Here is a 15965-nt window from a genome sequence, read left to right on the forward strand (position 1 = left end):
CTTCCCCACCCCTCCCGCTTCCGGAAACCCTGCATGAGCACGTACAAGGCGCCGCTGGCCGACATCCGTTTTGCCCTGTTCGACGTGATCGGCGCCGAGGCGGAGTTCGCGCGGCTCGGCTTCGCCGACGCGACCCGCGACGTGCTCGACGCCGTGCTCGACGAGGCCGCGCGCTTCACCGAGACCGTGCTCGCCCCGCTCAATGCGACCGGCGACCGCGAAGGCTGCACGCTCGACCGCGCCACCGGCGACGTGACCACGCCGACCGGCTTCAAGGCCGCGTACGCGCAGTTCGTCGACGGCGGGTGGCCGAGCCTGACCTCGCCGGTCGAATTCGGCGGCCAGGCGATGCCGCACACGGTCGGCTTCCCGCTGAAGGAAATGATCGACGCGGCGAACCTGGCGTGGGGCAACTTCCCGCTGCTGTCGCACGGCGCCACCGAAGCGCTGCTGCACCACGGCGAGGACTGGCAGCGCGAGGTGTTCCTCAAGCCGCTGGTCGACGGCCGCTGGACCGGCACGATGTGCCTGACCGAGCCGCACTGCGGCAGCGACCTGGGCCTGCTGAAGACGCGCGCCGAGCCGCAGTCCGACGGCACCTACTCGATCCACGGCACCAAGATCTTCATCACCGCCGGCGAGCACGACCTGACCGAGAACATCGTGCACCTGGTGCTCGCGCGCCTGCCCGACGCGCCCGCCGGCAGCCGCGGCATCTCGCTGTTCGTCGTGCCCAAGTTCCAGGTCGCGCGCGACGGCGCGGTCGGTCAGCGCAATGCGCTGCGCTGCGGCAGCCTCGAGCACAAGATGGGCATCCACGGCTCGGCCACGTGCGTCATGAACTTCGACGGCGCGCAGGCCTACCTCGTCGGCCAGCCGCACAAGGGGCTGATGGCGATGTTCACCATGATGAACTCGGCACGCCTCGGCGTCGGCCTGCAGGGGCTCGGGCTGTCCGACCGCGCGCTGCAGAACGCGCTGCGCTGTGCGCGCGATCGTTTGCAGGGCCGCGCGCTCTCGGGCGCAACCGAGCCGCAGAAGCCGGCCGATCCGATCATCGTGCACCCCGACGTGCGCCGCATGCTGCTGACCTGCAAGGCGCTGGTCGAAGGCGGCCGCGTCATGGGCTACCACGCCGGCGTCCAGCTCGACATCGCCCAGGCCTCGCCCGACGCGGCCGAGCGCGAGCGCGCTGACGCGCTGGTCGGCTTCCTGACCCCTATCGTCAAGGCCTGCCTGACCGAGTGGTCGGTCGAGTGCACTTACCACGCGCTGCAGTGCTTCGGCGGCCACGGCTACATCGCCGAGTGGGGCATGGAGCAGCTGGCGCGCGACGCGCGCATCACCACGCTGTACGAAGGCACCACCGGCATCCAGGCGCTCGACCTGCTCGGCCGCAAGGTGATGCAGCTGCAGGGCGCGGGCCTCAAGGCGTTCCTGGCGATGGTCGACGACTTCTGCCGCGAGCACGCCGACGACGCCAGCGTCGCCGAGTTCATCGGTCCGCTGCGGGAGCGCGCCAGTCAGTGGCAAGCCCTGACCCGCGACATCGTGCAGCGCGCCTCGGCCGATCCGGACGAGCTCGGCGCCGCCGCGCACGACTACCTGATGTACTCCGGCTACGTGGTGCTGGCGTACTGGTGGGCGCGCAGCGTCGCGGCGAGCGAGGCCTCCTCGCAGTCGGCGGACTTCAAGGCCGGCAAGCGCGAAACCGCGCGCTTCTACTTCGCCCGGCTGCTGCCGCGCGCCGGCGCGCATGCCGACGCGATCGCCGCCAGCGCGTCGACGCTGATGACGCTGCCGTCCGGGGCCTTCGACGCCTGACCGACCGTCCCGCCTGCGGCGTCGCGACCTCGCCCACGGTCGCGACGCCCGCCCCTCGCGCCTGCCGCGTGCAAACGGTCATCGAACGGGTATAAGCTGCTTTCCCGATGGAGACCGATAGAGCGAAGCTTCGCCTGGTCCGAACCGGAACCCTCGCTGGCAGCATTCAGCCTGGCCCGGTCGTCGATGATGTCTCCGCGCCGTTCGCGCGCCCTGCCCTAGACCGACTCAACGCTGTCCGCCTGCTGGCGCTCGACGCGCACGGCCGCGCGCTGGAGTGGATCAGCTGGCAGGAAGCGACCTGCCTGTACGTGCGCGACGCGGTCGCGTGGACGCTCGGCGACCCGTGCCTGGCCGTGCACGGCGGCACCTGCCGGCGGACCGGCGAGCAGAGCGTGATCGCGCTGCACCCGATCGTCGCCGCGCGCGGCCACGCCCGCGCGCGTGCGATGGACCCGACACCCGCATTGACCAACGCGGCGCTGTTCGCGCGCGACGGCCACCTGTGCCTGTACTGCGGCAACGAATTCCACCGACCGCACCTGACCCGCGACCACGTGCTGCCGGTTTCGAAGGGCGGACGGGACGTGTGGGAGAACGTCGTCGCCGCATGCTTCCACTGCAATTCGCGCAAGGGCAACCGGACCCCGCAGCAGGCCGGCATGCCGCTGCTGGCCGTGCCGTATCGGCCCAGTTGGGTCGAGCACCTGATCCTGTCGAACCGCAACATCCTCGCGGATCAGATGACGTTCCTGAAGAACCAGCTGCCCAAGCGCCACGCCCGCGACCATTGATTGCGATGCCCGGAATGGCTGCGCCGGGCGGTTGATGCGCGTCTCGACTCGACGCCTCGCGCTCAGTGTCGCGACCTCCGATCCCGATCGCATACCGCGGCGCATGCTGCAGCGCACCGTGCCGTGCGGGCTTTGCCGCGTTGACGCGCGTCCGCGTTGTCCGCAACACTCCGGGGATTCCCGATCGCAGGCGTGACGATGCAGCAGACCCTCGGACTGACCGGCATGGATCCGGCCACCGAAACCGCCCTCAAGGCGGCGTTCGCCGAAGCCAACGACCGGCTCGGCCGCGCATGGTCGCTGGTCTCCGACGCGGAGGCCGCGCACGTCGTCGTCGACATGGACAGCATGTACGGGCCGATGAGCTGGCTGCGCCTGCACGGCGCCGGCAAGCGCGTCATCGGCCTCACCTCGGCCACGCGGGTGCAGACCGATTTCCGCCTGCCGCGGCCGTTCACGTCGAGCGACGTGTTCGAGGTGCTGCGCGAAATCGCGCCGGGTGCCGCGGTCGCCGCGCCGGCGGCGCCGGAGCCGACGCCTGCACCCGTGCCGGCCTCGCGCGTCGAAGCGCCCGTGCAGGCGACCCCACCTGCCCCAGCACCGGTCCCGACGCCTGCGCCCGAGGCACCGGCGGCAGCGGCCGCCGAGCCCGCGCCCGCGCCGGTGGCTCCGGAGCCGAAGCCGCAGCCCGCCGCGGCCGAACCGATTCCCGCCGCGTGGGCGGCGACGCCCGAGCCAAGCGCGCCGGTGCCGGTCGCGACGCCCGCGCCCCGCCGACTGGTCGACCGCCTGGCCTCGGGAACGCTGACCGGCCGCACCCGCATCCACCACGACGGGCTTTCGGTGCTGATCGACGCGGACCAGCGCCAGTACCACGGCCCGGCGCTGTTGAAGCCGCTGGCATCGCTGCTGTCGGCCGAGCTCGCCGACGGCGACCTCAAGCCGGTCACCGCGGCGGACTGGGACCGCGAAGCGGCTTCACTGGGCCCGGCCCAGCCGCTCGCCCGGCTCGTCTGGTACCGCGCGCTGCTGGCCGGCCAGGGCCGGCTGGCGGCGGGCTTCGACCCGGCGGCGCGCTACCAGCTGATCAAGTGGCCGCAGACCGAGCGCGAATTCCCGAAGCACTTCCGCATCGCCACCGCGATGATGAAGGGCGCCGCGACGCTGCCGGAGGTCGCCGAGGCAAGCGGCGTCGGCCTCGACGAGGTCACCGATTTCGTCAACGCCAACCTGGCGACGGGATTCGCCGAGCCGTACCGCGAGCCGGAGCCGGAGCCCGAGCCGAGCAAGACCGGCGGCCTGTTCGGCCGACTGCGCGGGCGCTGAACCCCACCCCGCATGCGCGCGGCCGCCGCGGCCGCGCGCCTTGCCCGTCCCGGTGCACGGCGGGACAATGGCGGACTTGCCGTCAACCGCCGTCGTGATGATCGATCCGCAACGCTACCCGCGCCTCTCGCGCATCGAGGTCCCCGCCGACCTGCGGCAGTTCCCTGAAGAGGACCTGCCGGCGATCGCCGACGAGCTGCGCGCGTACCTGATCGAACAGGTCGCGCGCGTCGGCGGCCATTTCGGCGCCGGCCTCGGCGTGATCGAACTGACCGTCGCGCTGCACTGGCTGCTCGACACGCCCAACGACCGGCTGGTCTGGGACGTCGGCCACCAGACCTACCCGCACAAGATCCTGACCGGTCGCCGCGACACCATCCACACCGTCAAGCAGAAGGACGGCGTCGCGCCATTCCCGAAGCGCGACGAGTCCGAGTACGACACATTCGGCGTCGGCCACAGCTCGACTAGCATCTCGGCCGCGCTCGGCATGGCGATCGCGCTGCAGCGCAGGGGCGACGACCGCAAGGTGGTCGCGGTGATCGGCGACGGCGCGATGACCGCCGGCCAGGCCTTCGAGGCCCTCGCCCACGCCGGCGGCATGGGCGACGACGCCGGTGGCGTCGAGCCGAACCTGCTGGTGATCCTCAACGACAACCAGATGTCGATTTCCGAGAACGTCGGCGGCGTCACCCGCATGCTCGGCCGACTGACCGGCAGCCGCACGCTCAACGCGATCCGCGAGGGCGGCAAGAAGCTGCTCGGCGACAAGCGCAAGCCGGCGGCGAAGTTCGTGCGCCGCTGGGAAGAGCACTGGAAGGGCATGTTCGTGCCGTCGACTTTCTTCGAGGAAGTCGGCTTCCACTACACCGGCCCGATCGACGGGCACGACCTGCCCGCGCTGATGGGCGCGCTGAAGACGCTCAAGGGCCTCAAGGGCCCGCAGTTGCTGCATATCCTGACGACGAAGGGCAAGGGCTATGAGCTCGCCGAAGGTGACCAGATCGGCTACCACGCGGTCAGCCCGTTCGACCCGGCCCACGGCATGGTCAGCAAGCCCGGCGCGAAGAAGCCGACCTACACCGACGTGTTCGGCGAATGGCTGTGCGACATGGCGGCGGCCGACCCGGCGCTGCTCGGCATCACGCCGGCGATGCGCGAGGGCTCCGGCCTGGTGCGCTTCAGCAAGGAGTACCCCGAGCGCTACTTCGACGTGGCGATCGCCGAGCAGCACGCGGTGACGCTCGCCGCCGGCATGGCCTGCGAGGGCGCCAAGCCGGTCGTGGCGATCTACTCGACGTTCCTGCAGCGCGGCTACGACCAGCTGGTCCACGACGTCGCGATCCAGAACCTCGACGTGCTGTTCGCGATCGACCGCGGCGGCGTAGTCGGTCCGGACGGCGCGACGCACGCGGGCAACCTCGACCTGAGCTACCTGCGCTGCGTGCCGAACATGCTCGTGATGGCGCCGGCCGACGAGAACGAGTGCCGGCAGATGCTCTCGACCGGCCACCACTTCGACGGCCCGGCCGCCGTGCGCTACCCGCGCGGCACGGGGCCAGGCGTCGAGGTGCAGCCATCGCTGGAGACGCTGCCGATCGGCGTCGCGCAGCTGCGCCGGCGCGGCACGCGCGTCGCGCTGCTGGCATTCGGCGCCACCGTCGCGGCGGCCGAGGCGGTCGGCGAGGCGCTCGGCCTGACCGTGGTCAACATGCGCTTCGTCAAGCCGCTCGACCGCGCTCTGGTGGTCGAGCTCGCGAACAGCCACGAGGGCTTCGTCACCGTCGAGGACAACGTCGTCGCCGGCGGCGCCGGCTCCGGCGTCGCCGAGCTTCTCGCCGCCGAGGGCATTGCGATGCCGATCGTGCACCTCGGCCTGCCGGACGCCTTCCAGCACCACGCCAGCCGCGAGCAGCTGCTCGCCGAAGCCGGCATCGACGCGGCCGGCATCCGCACGGCGGTGCTCGAGCGCTGGCCGAACCTGTCGGCGGCGCCGCGCTCGGCCGCGATCGGTTGACCGACGGCGGCGCGCGAAGCGCGCCGCGCTACTCGGGCGCGATGACCTCGTAGCCGCGCGCGCGCAGGCGCGCGAGCAGGCCGTCGTCGGCCAGCACCTGGTCGAGGTCGAGCATCGCGAACGTCGTGTCGTTGCGCGCCAGCGCCGCCTCCGCCGCGGCGAGCCACTGCGCCTCGCTGCGACGCAGCGCGTCGTCCATGCCCATCTGCCGGGCAACATCGGTCTGCGCGAACGTGTCGAAGCACGGCTGCAGGCTGGGACGCCCGGCCAGCCGCTGCAGCGTCGCCATGTCGCCGACGGCCCACGCGTTGGCGCGCTCGGCCGCCGTCGCGACGTCGCCCTCGAGGCGGTCGAGCACGCTGCGGAAGCACTGCACTTCATCCAGCGGCGTGCGCGAGAACGATCGCGCCATGCCCTTGGGGTCCTTGATCTTCGTTTCCACCCGCGTCGTGGTGACCTTCAGCTTGCGCTTCTCGATCGTCGCGTTGACCCGCTCGCCGACGTTGCCGCCGCTGAGCCCGCGCCGCTTGATCGCCGCGCCGTAGAGTTCGCCGGCCGCGAACGTGGGCCGCCACTTCTCGACGCCGTCGTTGCGCGGCAGGTACTCGCGCTTCAGGGCGGCCCAGCGCGCGTAGAGGTCGGGCGGCAGCACCTCCGAGAGTTGCCTGTCGCCCGGGTTGCGGCGCGCCTTCAGCAGCGTCGGCAGCGCGAAGGCCAGCTTGAACATGCCGCCGGTGCCGACGCTGGCGCTGAAGCCCGGGCGGCCGAGCACCTCGTCGGCGCGCGCCAATACCGCCTCGGCCTGCGGGGAGTACCAGTCGACGTCCTTCGGCAGCGGCCACACGGTGCCGAGGATCCACAGCGTGTTGGCCCCGCGGCGGACCTGCCACAGTCCCGGTCCGGCCTGCTGGCCGGTCACCAGCACCAGGTCGGCGTCGACGATGCGGCCGCCTGGATCGGCGCTCGACGCGGACGGCGCGGCCGCGACCGGCCGCGTCGCCGCATTCTGCGTCGGCTGGGCCTGGACCAGCACGGGCATCAACGCAAACAGCGCCATCAGCACCGGTCGCACGTGTGGTTTGCGTTCCTGCATCGTCCGGCTCCTCGCACCGCCGGTCGCGGTGGCCTTCCACTGACCGTGCCGACCGCATGAAGTTCAGTCAGATGAAGGCCGGATACGACAACGCCCGGACAAGCCGGGCGTTGGACGACATCGCGATTGGTCGGGACGGCCGGATTCGAACCGACGACCCTCTGCCCCCCAGGCAGATGCGCTACCAGGCTGCGCTACGCCCCGACGTGTTGCGATGTACCGCTCGAAAGCGGGCGGCAAGTATAGCCGTTGAGCGGACGCCGCGGCCACGCACGGCTGCACGAATCATCGGCGCAGCATTTGCAGGACTTCCTCGAGCTCCATCCGCACCGCGCCAGGACGAAACCCGGCTGCCGAGGCTTGGCCGCGCCGCCACGCGCCGCGGCAACGGGCGTATGGCGATCACCTGCGCAGCAGCTGCAGGACTTCCTCGAGTTCCATCCGCACCGCGCCAGGACGAAACCCGGCTGTGCCGTTGACTCGGCCGCGCCGCCGCGCGCTGCGGCAGCGGGCGTGTGGCGATCACCTGCGCAGCAGTTGCAGGACTTCCTCGAGCTCCATCCGCACCTGGCGGATGATCTGCGAACTCAGCGCCGACTCGTCCTTCTGCGATTCGCCTTCGAGCCGCAGCCGCGCGCCGCCGATGGTGTAGCCCTGCTCGTACAGCAGGCCGCGGATCTGGCGGACCATCAGCACTTCGTGGCGCTGGTAGTAGCGACGGTTGCCGCGGCGCTTGGCCGGGCTGAGCATCGGGAACTCGGTTTCCCAGTAGCGCAGCACGTGCGGCTTGACGTCGCACAGCTCGCTGACTTCGCCAATCGTGAAGTAGCGCTTGGCCGGGATCGGCGGGAGTTCGCGGTTACTGCCGGGATCAAGCATGGGCCGACCTCGCCTGCTCCACGCCGGAATACGCCTCGACGCGTTCCTTGAGCTTCTGGCCCGGGCGGAACGTCACCACGGTGCGGGCCGAAATCGGAATCTCTTCGCCGGTCTTCGGGTTGCGGCCGGGGCGCTGGTTCTTGCGGCGCAGGTCGAAATTGCCGTAGCCCGACAGCTTGACCTGGCGGCCGCCCTCGAGCGCTTCGCGAAGCGCGTCGAAGAACGCGTCGACGAACTCCTTCGCCTCGCGCTTGTTCAGCCCGACCTCGTCGAACAGCCGTTCGGCCATCTCTGCCTTCGTCAACGCCATCCTGCCGCCCCTGTCTGCCCAGTCCGCCGGCCTCAGCCGCGGATCACCGCACCGTGTTCGCGCTGCAGCGCCGACACCACGCCGTCCACTGCCGCGTCCACGTCGCGATCAGTGAGCGTGCGCGATTCCTCCTGCAGAATCAAGCCCATAGCGACACTTTTGAACCCCGGTTCCACGCCCTTGCCCTGGTACACGTCGAACAGCACGAGGTCCCGCAGCGACGGGCCGGCAGACGCGCGGACCGCGTTCTCGAGCTCGCTCCAGGCGACCCGGTCGGCGACGACGAACGCGAGGTCGCGGCGGACGGACGGGAAGCGCGACAGCGCGCCGGCCCGCGGCACGGGGCGGACCAGCAGCGCGTCGAGATCGAGCTCGAACGCCACTGCGTCGACGTCGAGGTCGAGGGCCCGCTGCAGCCGCGGGTGCAGCTGCGCGATCCAGCCGAGCGGCCGCTCGGCGCCGCCGTCGGTGCGGAACACCTGCGCGCTGCGCCCGGGATGACCCCAGGACGGCGCGGCCTGGCGGAACGCCAGCGTGGCTCCGGCGAGCGCCGCCAGACTCTCGAGGTCGCCCTTGAGGTCGTGGAAGCCGACCGCTCGCGAGGCGCTGGCCCACTGCTCGGCGTTGGCCAGGCCGCAGGCGACGGCCGCGATCCGGCGGGTCTCGACCGGCGCCTCGCCCGCGGCGGCGGCGGTGAACACCTTGCCGAGTTCGAACAGGCGCACCCGCGGCTGCTGGCGCGCGGCGTTGCGCGCCAGCGCGGAGACGAGCCCCGGCAGCAAGGCAGTGCGCATCACGGCGAGCTCGGCGCTGAGCGGGTTCGCCAGCGGCACCGCGCCGTCGGCGAGGCCCCAGCGCGACAGCAGGTCGGCCTCGACGAAGGCGTAGTTGATCGCTTCCAGATAGTCGCGCGCGACCAGCTGGCGGCGGGCGACGCCGTCCTCGACCCGCGATTCGCTCGGCGCGACCAGCGTCGTCGCGCCGGAAGGCAGCGTGGTCGGCACGCGGTCGTAGCCGTGGATGCGGGCGATCTCTTCGATCAGGTCCTCTTCGATCGCGATGTCGAAGCGCCGGCTCGGCGCCGTGACCCGCCAGCCGTCGGCCATCGGCACAACCGCCATGCCGAGCGCGCCGAGGATCCGCTCGACCTCGGCGTCGGCGACCGTGAGCCCGAGCACGCGCGCCAGGCGGTCCCGGCGCAGCGTGATCGCCTGCGGCTGCGGCAGGTGCGCGTCGAGGGCGGCTTCGACCAACGGGCCGGGCGTGCCGCCGGCGGCGTCGAGGACCAGCCGTGTCGCGTACTCGATCGCGATCCGCGGCAGATCCGGATCGACGCCGCGCTCGAAGCGGTGGCCGGCGTCGGTGTGCAGGCCGAGCTTGCGACCGCGCCCGATGATCGCGGCCGGCGCGAAGTGCGCCGCCTCGAGGAACACGCTGGTCGTCGCATCGGTGACGCGCGTGTCGAGGCCGCCCATGACGCCGGCGAGCGCGACGACGCGGTCGGCGTCGGTGATCGCGAGGAATTGCGGGTCGAGCGCGACCTCGCGGCCGTCGAGCAGGGTCACGCGCTCGCCATCGCGCGCGCGTCGGACGCCGATCGGCCCGCGCAGCAGCGCGCGGTCGAACGCATGCATCGGCTGGCCGAGCTCGATCATCACGTACTGGGTGACGTCCACGAGCAGCGAGATCGGGCGGATGCCGCTGCGGCGCAGGCGCTCGGCCATCCACGCCGGCGTCGGCGCGGTGGCGTCGATGCCGTCGATGACGCGGCCGCAGTAGCGCGGCGCGTCGGCGCCCGCATGCAGTTCGACCGCGACCGTCGCGTCCGACTGCGCCGGCACCGGCTCGGCCGCGAACGGCGCGACCTGCGCGTTCGACGCGGCCGCCACGTCGTAGGCGATGCCGCGCACGCCGAAGCAGTCGGCGCGGTTCGGGGTCAGCTTGATCTCGATCGACGCGTCCGGCAGGCCGAGGTAGCCGGCCAGCGCCGCACCGACCGGCGCGTCGGCCGGCAGTTCCAACAGTCCCGACGCGTCGGCGTCGATGCCGAGCTCCTTCGCCGAGCACAGCATTCCCGCCGACTCGACGCCGCGCAGCTTCGCGGCCTTGATCGCGATCCCGCCCGGCAGGTTCGCGCCGACCGTGGCTAGCGGCGCTTTCAGCCCGACGCGCGCGTTAGGCGCGCCGCAGACGATCTGCACCGTCGCGCCGCCGCCCGTGTCGACCTGGCAGACCTGCAGGCGGTCGGCTTCGGGGTGCTTCTCGGCGGCGACGATCCGGGCCACGACGACGCCGTCGAGCGACTCGCCCAGCGGCGTGACGTCCTCGACTTCCAGCCCGATCGCGGTCAGCGTCGCGGCAAGTTCCTCGCGCGTCGCGGTCGTCGGTACGTGCTGGCGCAGCCAGTTCTCGGAGAACTTCATCGGTCGGGTATCCCGTTTTCACCTGGCCCGGGCCGGCAGTGCTGGCCCGGGTGCCTTGCGGCGTTCGTCACGAAGCGCCCGGATCCGTCTCGCCGGATCGGGCTGCGGTTTGATGTCACGCGAACTGGCGCAGGAAGCGCACGTCGTTTTCGAAGAAGCTGCGCAGGTCATCGACGCCGTAGCGCAGCATCGCGAAGCGCTCGACGCCGAGGCCGAATGCGTAGCCGGTGTACTTCTCCGGATCGATGCCGACGCTGCGCAGCACGTTCGGGTGGACCATGCCGCAGCCGAGCACTTCCAGCCAGCGGGTGCTGCCGTCGGGCTGCTGCCACGCGATGTCGACCTCGGCCGACGGCTCGGTGAACGGAAAGTAGCTCGGGCGGAAGCGCATCTCGAAGTCGCGCTCGAAGAACGCGCGCACGAATTCGGCCAGCGTGCCCTTGAGGTCGGCGAAGCTCGCATGCTCGTCGACCAGCAGGCCTTCGCACTGGTGGAACATCGGCGTGTGGGTCTGGTCGCTGTCGCTGCGGTAGACCTTGCCGAGCGCGATCATGCGCAGCGGCGGGCCGCTGCGGCGCGCGACGGCATCGAGCATGTAGCGCACCTGCACGCCCGACGTGTGCGTGCGCAGCAGCCGGCCGTCAGGGAAATAGAACGTGTCGTGCATCGCGCGCGCTGGGTGGTGCGGCGGGAAGTTCAACGCCTCGAAGTTGTGCCAGTCGTCCTCGATCTCCGGGCCGTCGCTGAGCTCGAACCCGAGCCGCCCGAAGATGTCCGCGATGCGCTCCATCGTGCGGCTGACCGGGTGCAGGCCGCCGCGCGCGGCGTCGATGCCGGGCAGGGTCACGTCGATCCACTCGGAGGCCAGGCGCGCGTCGAGTGCGAGCCCGTCGAGCGCCGCCTTGCGTTCGGCCAGCGCGGCCGCGAGCGCGTCGCGGGCCTGGTTGATCGCTTCGCCCGCCGCCTTGCGCTCGTCCGCCGGCAGCGTGCCCAGCTGCTTGAGCTGCGCGGTGACGCTGCCCGACTTGCCGAGCAGCGACACGCGCAGCGCCTCGATCGCGTCGGGCGAATCCGCCGCGGCGATGTCGGCCAGCGCCTGGGTCGTCAGTGACTGGATCGCACTCATCTAGCGGCCAACCTCCGGAACTCGTGGCCCCGCGTGCGGGGCCGGGTGTGGCGCGCCGGACGCCATCGCGTCCGTCGCCGCCGTGGATCAGCGGGTACGGCAGCCCGACTCGCCCGCGCCCCATTCGACGGGACCCACGTCGGGAACGCCGGCCCCAGAACGCAACATGGGGAAGGACTTGCGCCCTTCCCCATGCGTGTACTGCGATGTACGACCGGCACGGCGGGCCCCAAGGGCCAGCGGCCGGTCGACACACTTACGCTGCGAGCGCGCCCTTCGCCTTCTCGGCCAGCGCGGCAAAACCCGCCGCGTCGTGCACGGCGATGTCGGCCAGCACCTTGCGGTCGAGGGTGATGCCGGCCTTCATCAGACCGTTGATGAAGCGGCTGTAGCTCATGCCGTTCATGCGGGCCGCGGCGTTGATGCGCGTGATCCACAGCGAACGGAAATTGCGCTTCTTCTGCTTGCGGCCGATGTAGGCGTACTGCAGCGCCTTCGTGACCGCCTGCTTGGCGACGCGGAACACCTTGCGACGGGCGTTGTAGTAGCCCTTCGCCTGGGCGAGGATCTTCTTGTGACGGCGACGCGCCGTAACACCACGCTTAACTCGTGCCATTTTTCAGTCTCCTCACAAATACGGAAGCATGCGGTCCAGACGGCCCGCGTCCTCGGCACGAACATGGTTCGTCTGCCGGAGGTTGCGCTTCCGCTTGGTCGCCTTCTTGGTGAGGATGTGGCTCTTGTTGGCGTGGCCGCACTTGTACTTGCCGGAAGCGGTCTTCCGGAAGCGCTTGGCCGCCGCCCGATTGGTCTTGATCTTGGGCATTGCGATGTCCTTTCGGAGGTTATGTCACTGGCCTGGGCGGCAGCTCGTGCGGGATCCGCAGTCGCCACGCTTTCCGTCCTGCCCTGCCGGCTTGTAAGTCGTTGATCTGAAACGATCCGCGACCGGTCCTGATGGAACGTGGTGCCAAACCCGGCGAACCGGGCCGCGCATTATGCCCGCCCGCCGCGGCTCGCGCAAGAAAGTCCTTGCAAATCAGCGGCATCGGCACTCAGGACCCGGCATGTCCCCCGGGCCCCGGAAACAGCGAGGGCGCCCGGAGGCGCCCCGCCTCGCCAGCCCACCACGCGGGCCGAGGCCGATCAGCGCTTCTTCGGCGCGATCATCATCACCATCTGCCGGCCCTCCAGGCGCGGGCGCGACTCGATCACGATGTCCTCGCCCAGGTCCGCCTCGATGCGGGCGGCCATCTGCCGGCCCAGCTCCTGGTGGCTCATCTCGCGGCCGCGGAATCGGATGTTGACCTTGATCTTGTCGCCCTCTTCGAGGAAGCGGCGCATGTTGCGCAGCTTGATCTGGTAGTCGCCCTCGTCCGTGACCGGACGGAACTTCATTTCCTTGATCTCGACCTGCTTGGTCTTCTTCTTGGCCTCGTTGGCCTTCTTCTGCATCTCGAACTTGAACTTGCCGAAGTCCATGATCTTGCAGACCGGCGGATCCGCGTTCGGCTGAATCTCGACGAGGTCCAGGCCCTCGTCCTCGGCCATGCGCAGCGCGTCGTCGCGCGACAGCACGCCGATCATCTCGCCGTCGCTGCCGATGACGCGCACGCGCGGGACGCGGATCTCACTGTTCTTTCGGTTCGGCTTTTCGGGGGTGCTGATGTTGCGATCTCCAGGTGGGGTCGTGCCGGCCGACGGGGCGTCCGGGGTCTGAACAGGCTGCGGGCGCTAGCGTACGCCCTCTTCGCGCAAACGCGAGGCGAATTCGGCGGCGGTCATCGACCCCAAATCCTCCCCTCCCCGCGTCCGCACCGCGACCATGCCGTTTTCCTTTTCGCGGTCACCGACCACCAGCAGGTACGGCACGCGCTGCAGCGTGTGCTCGCGGATCTTATAGCCGATTTTCTCGTTCCGCAAATCGGCCGCGACCCGGAACCCTTGATTTGAAAAGGATTTCCGGACCCCCTCGACATAATCGGCCTGTGCGTCGGTGATGTTCATCACCACCGCCTGGAGCGGCGCCAGCCAGGCCGGGAATTGCCCGGCGTGGTGCTCGATCAGGATGCCGATGAACCGCTCCATCGAGCCGACGATGGCCCGGTGCAGCATGACCGGGTGGCGCTTGGCGCTGTGCTCGTCGACGTACTCGGCGCCCAAGCGGCCGGGCATCATGAAGTCGACCTGCATCGTGCCCAGCTGCCAGGTCCGGCCGATCGCGTCCTTCAGGTGGTACTCGATCTTCGGGCCGTAGAAGGCGCCCTCGCCGGGCAGTTCCTCCCACGCCACGCCGGCCGTGCGCAGCGCTGACCGCAGCGCGTCCTCGGCTTTGTCCCATGTGGCGTCGTCGCCGAGGCGCGAGTCCGGGCGCAGCGCGATCTTGATCTGGATGTCGGTGAAGCCGAAGTCCGAGTAGACCTGCAGCGCCTGCTCGTGGAACGCGCGGACCTCGTCCTCGATCTGCGACTCGGTGCAGAAGATGTGGCCGTCGTCCTGGGTGAAGCCGCGCACGCGCAGGATGCCGTGCAGCGCGCCCGACGGTTCGTTGCGGTGGCACGCGCCGAACTCGCCGTAGCGGATCGGCAGGTCGCGGTAGCTGTGCAGGCCCTGGTTGAACACCTGCACATGGCCCGGGCAGTTCATCGGTTTGAGCGCATAGGTGCGCTTCTCCGACTCGGTGAAGAACATGTTCTCCTTGTAGTTGTCCCAATGGCCGGACTTCTGCCACAGCGACACGTCGAGGATCTGCGGGCAGCGCACTTCCTGGTAGCCGCTGTCGCGGTACACGCGCCGCATGTACTGCTCGACGACCTGCCAGATCGACCAGCCCTTCGGGTGCCAGAAGATCAGGCCCGGCCCCTCTTCCTGCAGGTGGAACAGGTCCTGCGCCTTGGCGATCTTGCGGTGGTCGCGCTTCTCGGCCTCTTCCAGCTGGGTCAGGTAGGCCTTGAGGTCCTTGTCGTTCAACCAGGCCGTGCCGTAGATGCGGCTGAGCATCTGGTTGTTCGAATCGCCGCGCCAGTACGCACCGGCCACCTTCATCAGCTTGAAGGCACGCAGCTTGTCGGTGCCGGGCACGTGCGGCCCGCGGCACAGGTCGGTGAACTCGCCCTGCGTGTACAGCGACAGGTCTTCGTCGGCCGGAATCGACGCGATGATGTCTGCCTTGTAGTGCTCGCCGAGCCCCTTGAAGAACTCGACCGCTTCGTCGCGCGACTTCACGCTGCGCGAGACCGGCTGCGCCTCCTTGACGATCTTCTGCATCTCGGCCTCGATGGCCGGCAGGTCTTCAGGCGTAAACGGGCGCTCGTACGCGAAGTCGTAGTAGAAGCCGTTGTCGATCACCGGGCCGATCGTGACCTGCGCGCCGGGGAACAGCCGCTGCACGGCCTGCGCGAGCAGGTGCGCGGTGGAGTGGCGCAGCACGTCGAGCGCATCGGGATGCTTGTCCGTGACGATCTCGAGCGCGGCGTCGCGGTCGATGCGGAAGCCGGTGTCGACGAGCTTGCCGTCGACTTTGCCGGCCAGGGCGGCCTTGGCCAGTCCGGGGCCAATCGACGTGGCGATCTCGGCAACGCTGACGGGGTGGTCGAACTCGCGGCGGCTGCCGTCGGGAAGGGTGATCGCGATCATGGGGTCTGGCGTCTGGGGCCCGGCAGGGCCGGGACTTGGTGTAAGGGGCCGGAGGAGGCGGCGTCGAACTGCGGCACGCGCAACAAAAAAAGCGCCCGGGAGGCGCCTGTGCGGTGTGCGCGAGCCTCGTCGGGTCGGTCAGTGGCGGCGGGTAGTGCTCATGTCGCACGCTCGGCCGGCGGGTCGCGCAGGCCACCTGTGGTGATCGGCCGCGGCGGATGCCGGGCCCTTCGGGAATAGTTCGCCAGCGCGGGATTCAAGTCAACGCCGCGCGCCGGACGGCGATCCGTGCCGCCGGCGCGGGTCGCCGCACCGGAAAACAAAGAAGCCACCCGGGTCGCGGGTGGCTTCCTGTTGCTCCGGGCGTCCCGGTGACGCGCTGACATGCCGGGACGCGAATCTGGTGGGCGGTACAGGGTTCGAACCTGTGACCCCTACCATGTCAAGGTAGTGCTCTACCGCTGAGCTAACCGCCCGAAGGTGACCTCCGCCCCGCGCCGCCGAACCGCTCGGCGAGGGGCGCGCAGTGTAGCCCGC

The 15965-nt window shown here is 70.3% G+C and carries 13 protein-coding genes and 2 tRNA genes; 4 read left to right on the forward strand and 11 right to left on the reverse strand.

Going from position 1 to position 15965, the window contains the following annotated elements:
* The first annotated feature begins 33 nt into the window (after positions 1-33).
* The 4 genes from D3A60_RS10990 (at position 34) to dxs (ending at position 5961) form a co-directional block, all read left to right on the forward strand.
* Entirely contained in the window at positions 34-1824 is a 1791-nt protein-coding gene (locus tag D3A60_RS10990; RefSeq protein ID WP_119718697.1) for an acyl-CoA dehydrogenase C-terminal domain-containing protein, read from the forward strand.
* Between the two features lie 164 nt (positions 1825-1988).
* Complete coding sequence (locus D3A60_RS10995) at positions 1989-2618, forward strand: HNH endonuclease (protein WP_407062780.1); 630 nt, start codon at positions 1989-1991, stop codon at positions 2616-2618.
* Positions 2619-2816: 198 nt separating this feature from the next.
* The gene (locus D3A60_RS14555; RefSeq protein ID WP_157981470.1) at positions 2817-3944 is read left to right on the forward strand and encodes a hypothetical protein; all 1128 of its coding nucleotides are present in this window, start codon (positions 2817-2819) and stop codon (positions 3942-3944) included.
* Between the two features lie 97 nt (positions 3945-4041).
* On the forward strand, positions 4042-5961 hold the full coding sequence (gene dxs / locus D3A60_RS11005) for a 1-deoxy-D-xylulose-5-phosphate synthase (RefSeq protein WP_119718699.1): 1920 nt from the start codon (positions 4042-4044) through the stop codon (positions 5959-5961).
* 28 nt (positions 5962-5989) lie between these two features.
* Here the strand turns inward: dxs and D3A60_RS11010 are convergent, their stop codons facing one another.
* The 11 genes from D3A60_RS11010 to D3A60_RS11060 form a co-directional block, all read right to left on the reverse strand.
* Positions 5990-7054, reverse strand: a complete 1065-nt coding sequence (locus D3A60_RS11010; protein WP_119718700.1) for a TraB/GumN family protein — start codon at positions 7052-7054, stop codon at positions 5990-5992.
* A gap of 127 nt (positions 7055-7181) precedes the next feature.
* Positions 7182-7258, reverse strand: a tRNA-Pro gene (locus D3A60_RS11015).
* Positions 7259-7576: 318 nt separating this feature from the next.
* Positions 7577-7933, reverse strand: a complete 357-nt coding sequence (locus D3A60_RS11020) for a MerR family transcriptional regulator (protein WP_119718701.1) — start codon at positions 7931-7933, stop codon at positions 7577-7579.
* Positions 7926-8243, reverse strand: coding sequence for an integration host factor subunit alpha (locus D3A60_RS11025; RefSeq protein ID WP_119718702.1), 318 nt, complete (start codon positions 8241-8243; stop codon positions 7926-7928). Before D3A60_RS11025 ends, D3A60_RS11020 begins: the two co-directional genes overlap by 8 nt.
* A gap of 32 nt (positions 8244-8275) precedes the next feature.
* On the reverse strand, positions 8276-10666 hold the full coding sequence (pheT, locus tag D3A60_RS11030; RefSeq protein ID WP_119718703.1) for a phenylalanine--tRNA ligase subunit beta: 2391 nt from the start codon (positions 10664-10666) through the stop codon (positions 8276-8278).
* A gap of 115 nt (positions 10667-10781) precedes the next feature.
* Complete coding sequence (gene pheS / locus D3A60_RS11035; RefSeq protein ID WP_119718704.1) at positions 10782-11792, reverse strand: phenylalanine--tRNA ligase subunit alpha; 1011 nt, start codon at positions 11790-11792, stop codon at positions 10782-10784.
* Positions 11793-12048: 256 nt separating this feature from the next.
* Positions 12049-12408: a 50S ribosomal protein L20 gene (gene rplT, locus D3A60_RS11040; protein WP_119718705.1), complete on the reverse strand. Its 360-nt coding sequence runs from the start codon at positions 12406-12408 to the stop codon at positions 12049-12051.
* A 12-nt stretch (positions 12409-12420) separates the two neighbouring features.
* Entirely contained in the window at positions 12421-12618 is a 198-nt protein-coding gene (gene rpmI, locus D3A60_RS11045) for a 50S ribosomal protein L35 (protein WP_027083463.1), read from the reverse strand.
* A gap of 320 nt (positions 12619-12938) precedes the next feature.
* The gene (gene infC / locus D3A60_RS11050; protein ID WP_119718706.1) at positions 12939-13460 is read right to left on the reverse strand and encodes a translation initiation factor IF-3; all 522 of its coding nucleotides are present in this window, start codon (positions 13458-13460) and stop codon (positions 12939-12941) included.
* A 66-nt stretch (positions 13461-13526) separates the two neighbouring features.
* Positions 13527-15428, reverse strand: a complete 1902-nt coding sequence (gene thrS, locus D3A60_RS11055; RefSeq protein ID WP_119718707.1) for a threonine--tRNA ligase — start codon at positions 15426-15428, stop codon at positions 13527-13529.
* 401 nt (positions 15429-15829) lie between these two features.
* Positions 15830-15904, reverse strand: a tRNA-Val gene (locus D3A60_RS11060).
* Positions 15905-15965 lie beyond the last annotated feature (61 nt).

Source organism: Cognatilysobacter tabacisoli, assembly GCF_003586305.1.
Classification (GTDB): Bacteria; Pseudomonadota; Gammaproteobacteria; order Xanthomonadales; family Xanthomonadaceae; genus Cognatilysobacter_A; species Cognatilysobacter_A tabacisoli.

What these genes read in the sequence shown, in the direction of transcription:
- pheS (WP_119718704.1), bottom strand. Translation starts at nt 11,792, where the DNA reads ATGAGTGCGATCCAGTCACTGACGACCCAGGCGCTGGCCGACATCGCC.
- D3A60_RS14555 (WP_157981470.1), top strand. Translation starts at nt 2,817, where the DNA reads ATGCAGCAGACCCTCGGACTGACCGGCATGGATCCGGCCACCGAAACC.
- rplT (WP_119718705.1), bottom strand. Translation starts at nt 12,408, where the DNA reads ATGGCACGAGTTAAGCGTGGTGTTACGGCGCGTCGCCGTCACAAGAAG.
- dxs (WP_119718699.1), top strand. Translation starts at nt 4,042, where the DNA reads ATGATCGATCCGCAACGCTACCCGCGCCTCTCGCGCATCGAGGTCCCC.
- D3A60_RS11025 (WP_119718702.1), bottom strand. Translation starts at nt 8,243, where the DNA reads ATGGCGTTGACGAAGGCAGAGATGGCCGAACGGCTGTTCGACGAGGTC.
- D3A60_RS10990 (WP_119718697.1), top strand. Translation starts at nt 34, where the DNA reads ATGAGCACGTACAAGGCGCCGCTGGCCGACATCCGTTTTGCCCTGTTC.
- thrS (WP_119718707.1), bottom strand. Translation starts at nt 15,428, where the DNA reads ATGATCGCGATCACCCTTCCCGACGGCAGCCGCCGCGAGTTCGACCAC.
- rpmI (WP_027083463.1), bottom strand. Translation starts at nt 12,618, where the DNA reads ATGCCCAAGATCAAGACCAATCGGGCGGCGGCCAAGCGCTTCCGGAAG.
- D3A60_RS11010 (WP_119718700.1), bottom strand. Translation starts at nt 7,054, where the DNA reads ATGCAGGAACGCAAACCACACGTGCGACCGGTGCTGATGGCGCTGTTT.
- D3A60_RS11020 (WP_119718701.1), bottom strand. Translation starts at nt 7,933, where the DNA reads ATGCTTGATCCCGGCAGTAACCGCGAACTCCCGCCGATCCCGGCCAAG.
- pheT (WP_119718703.1), bottom strand. Translation starts at nt 10,666, where the DNA reads ATGAAGTTCTCCGAGAACTGGCTGCGCCAGCACGTACCGACGACCGCG.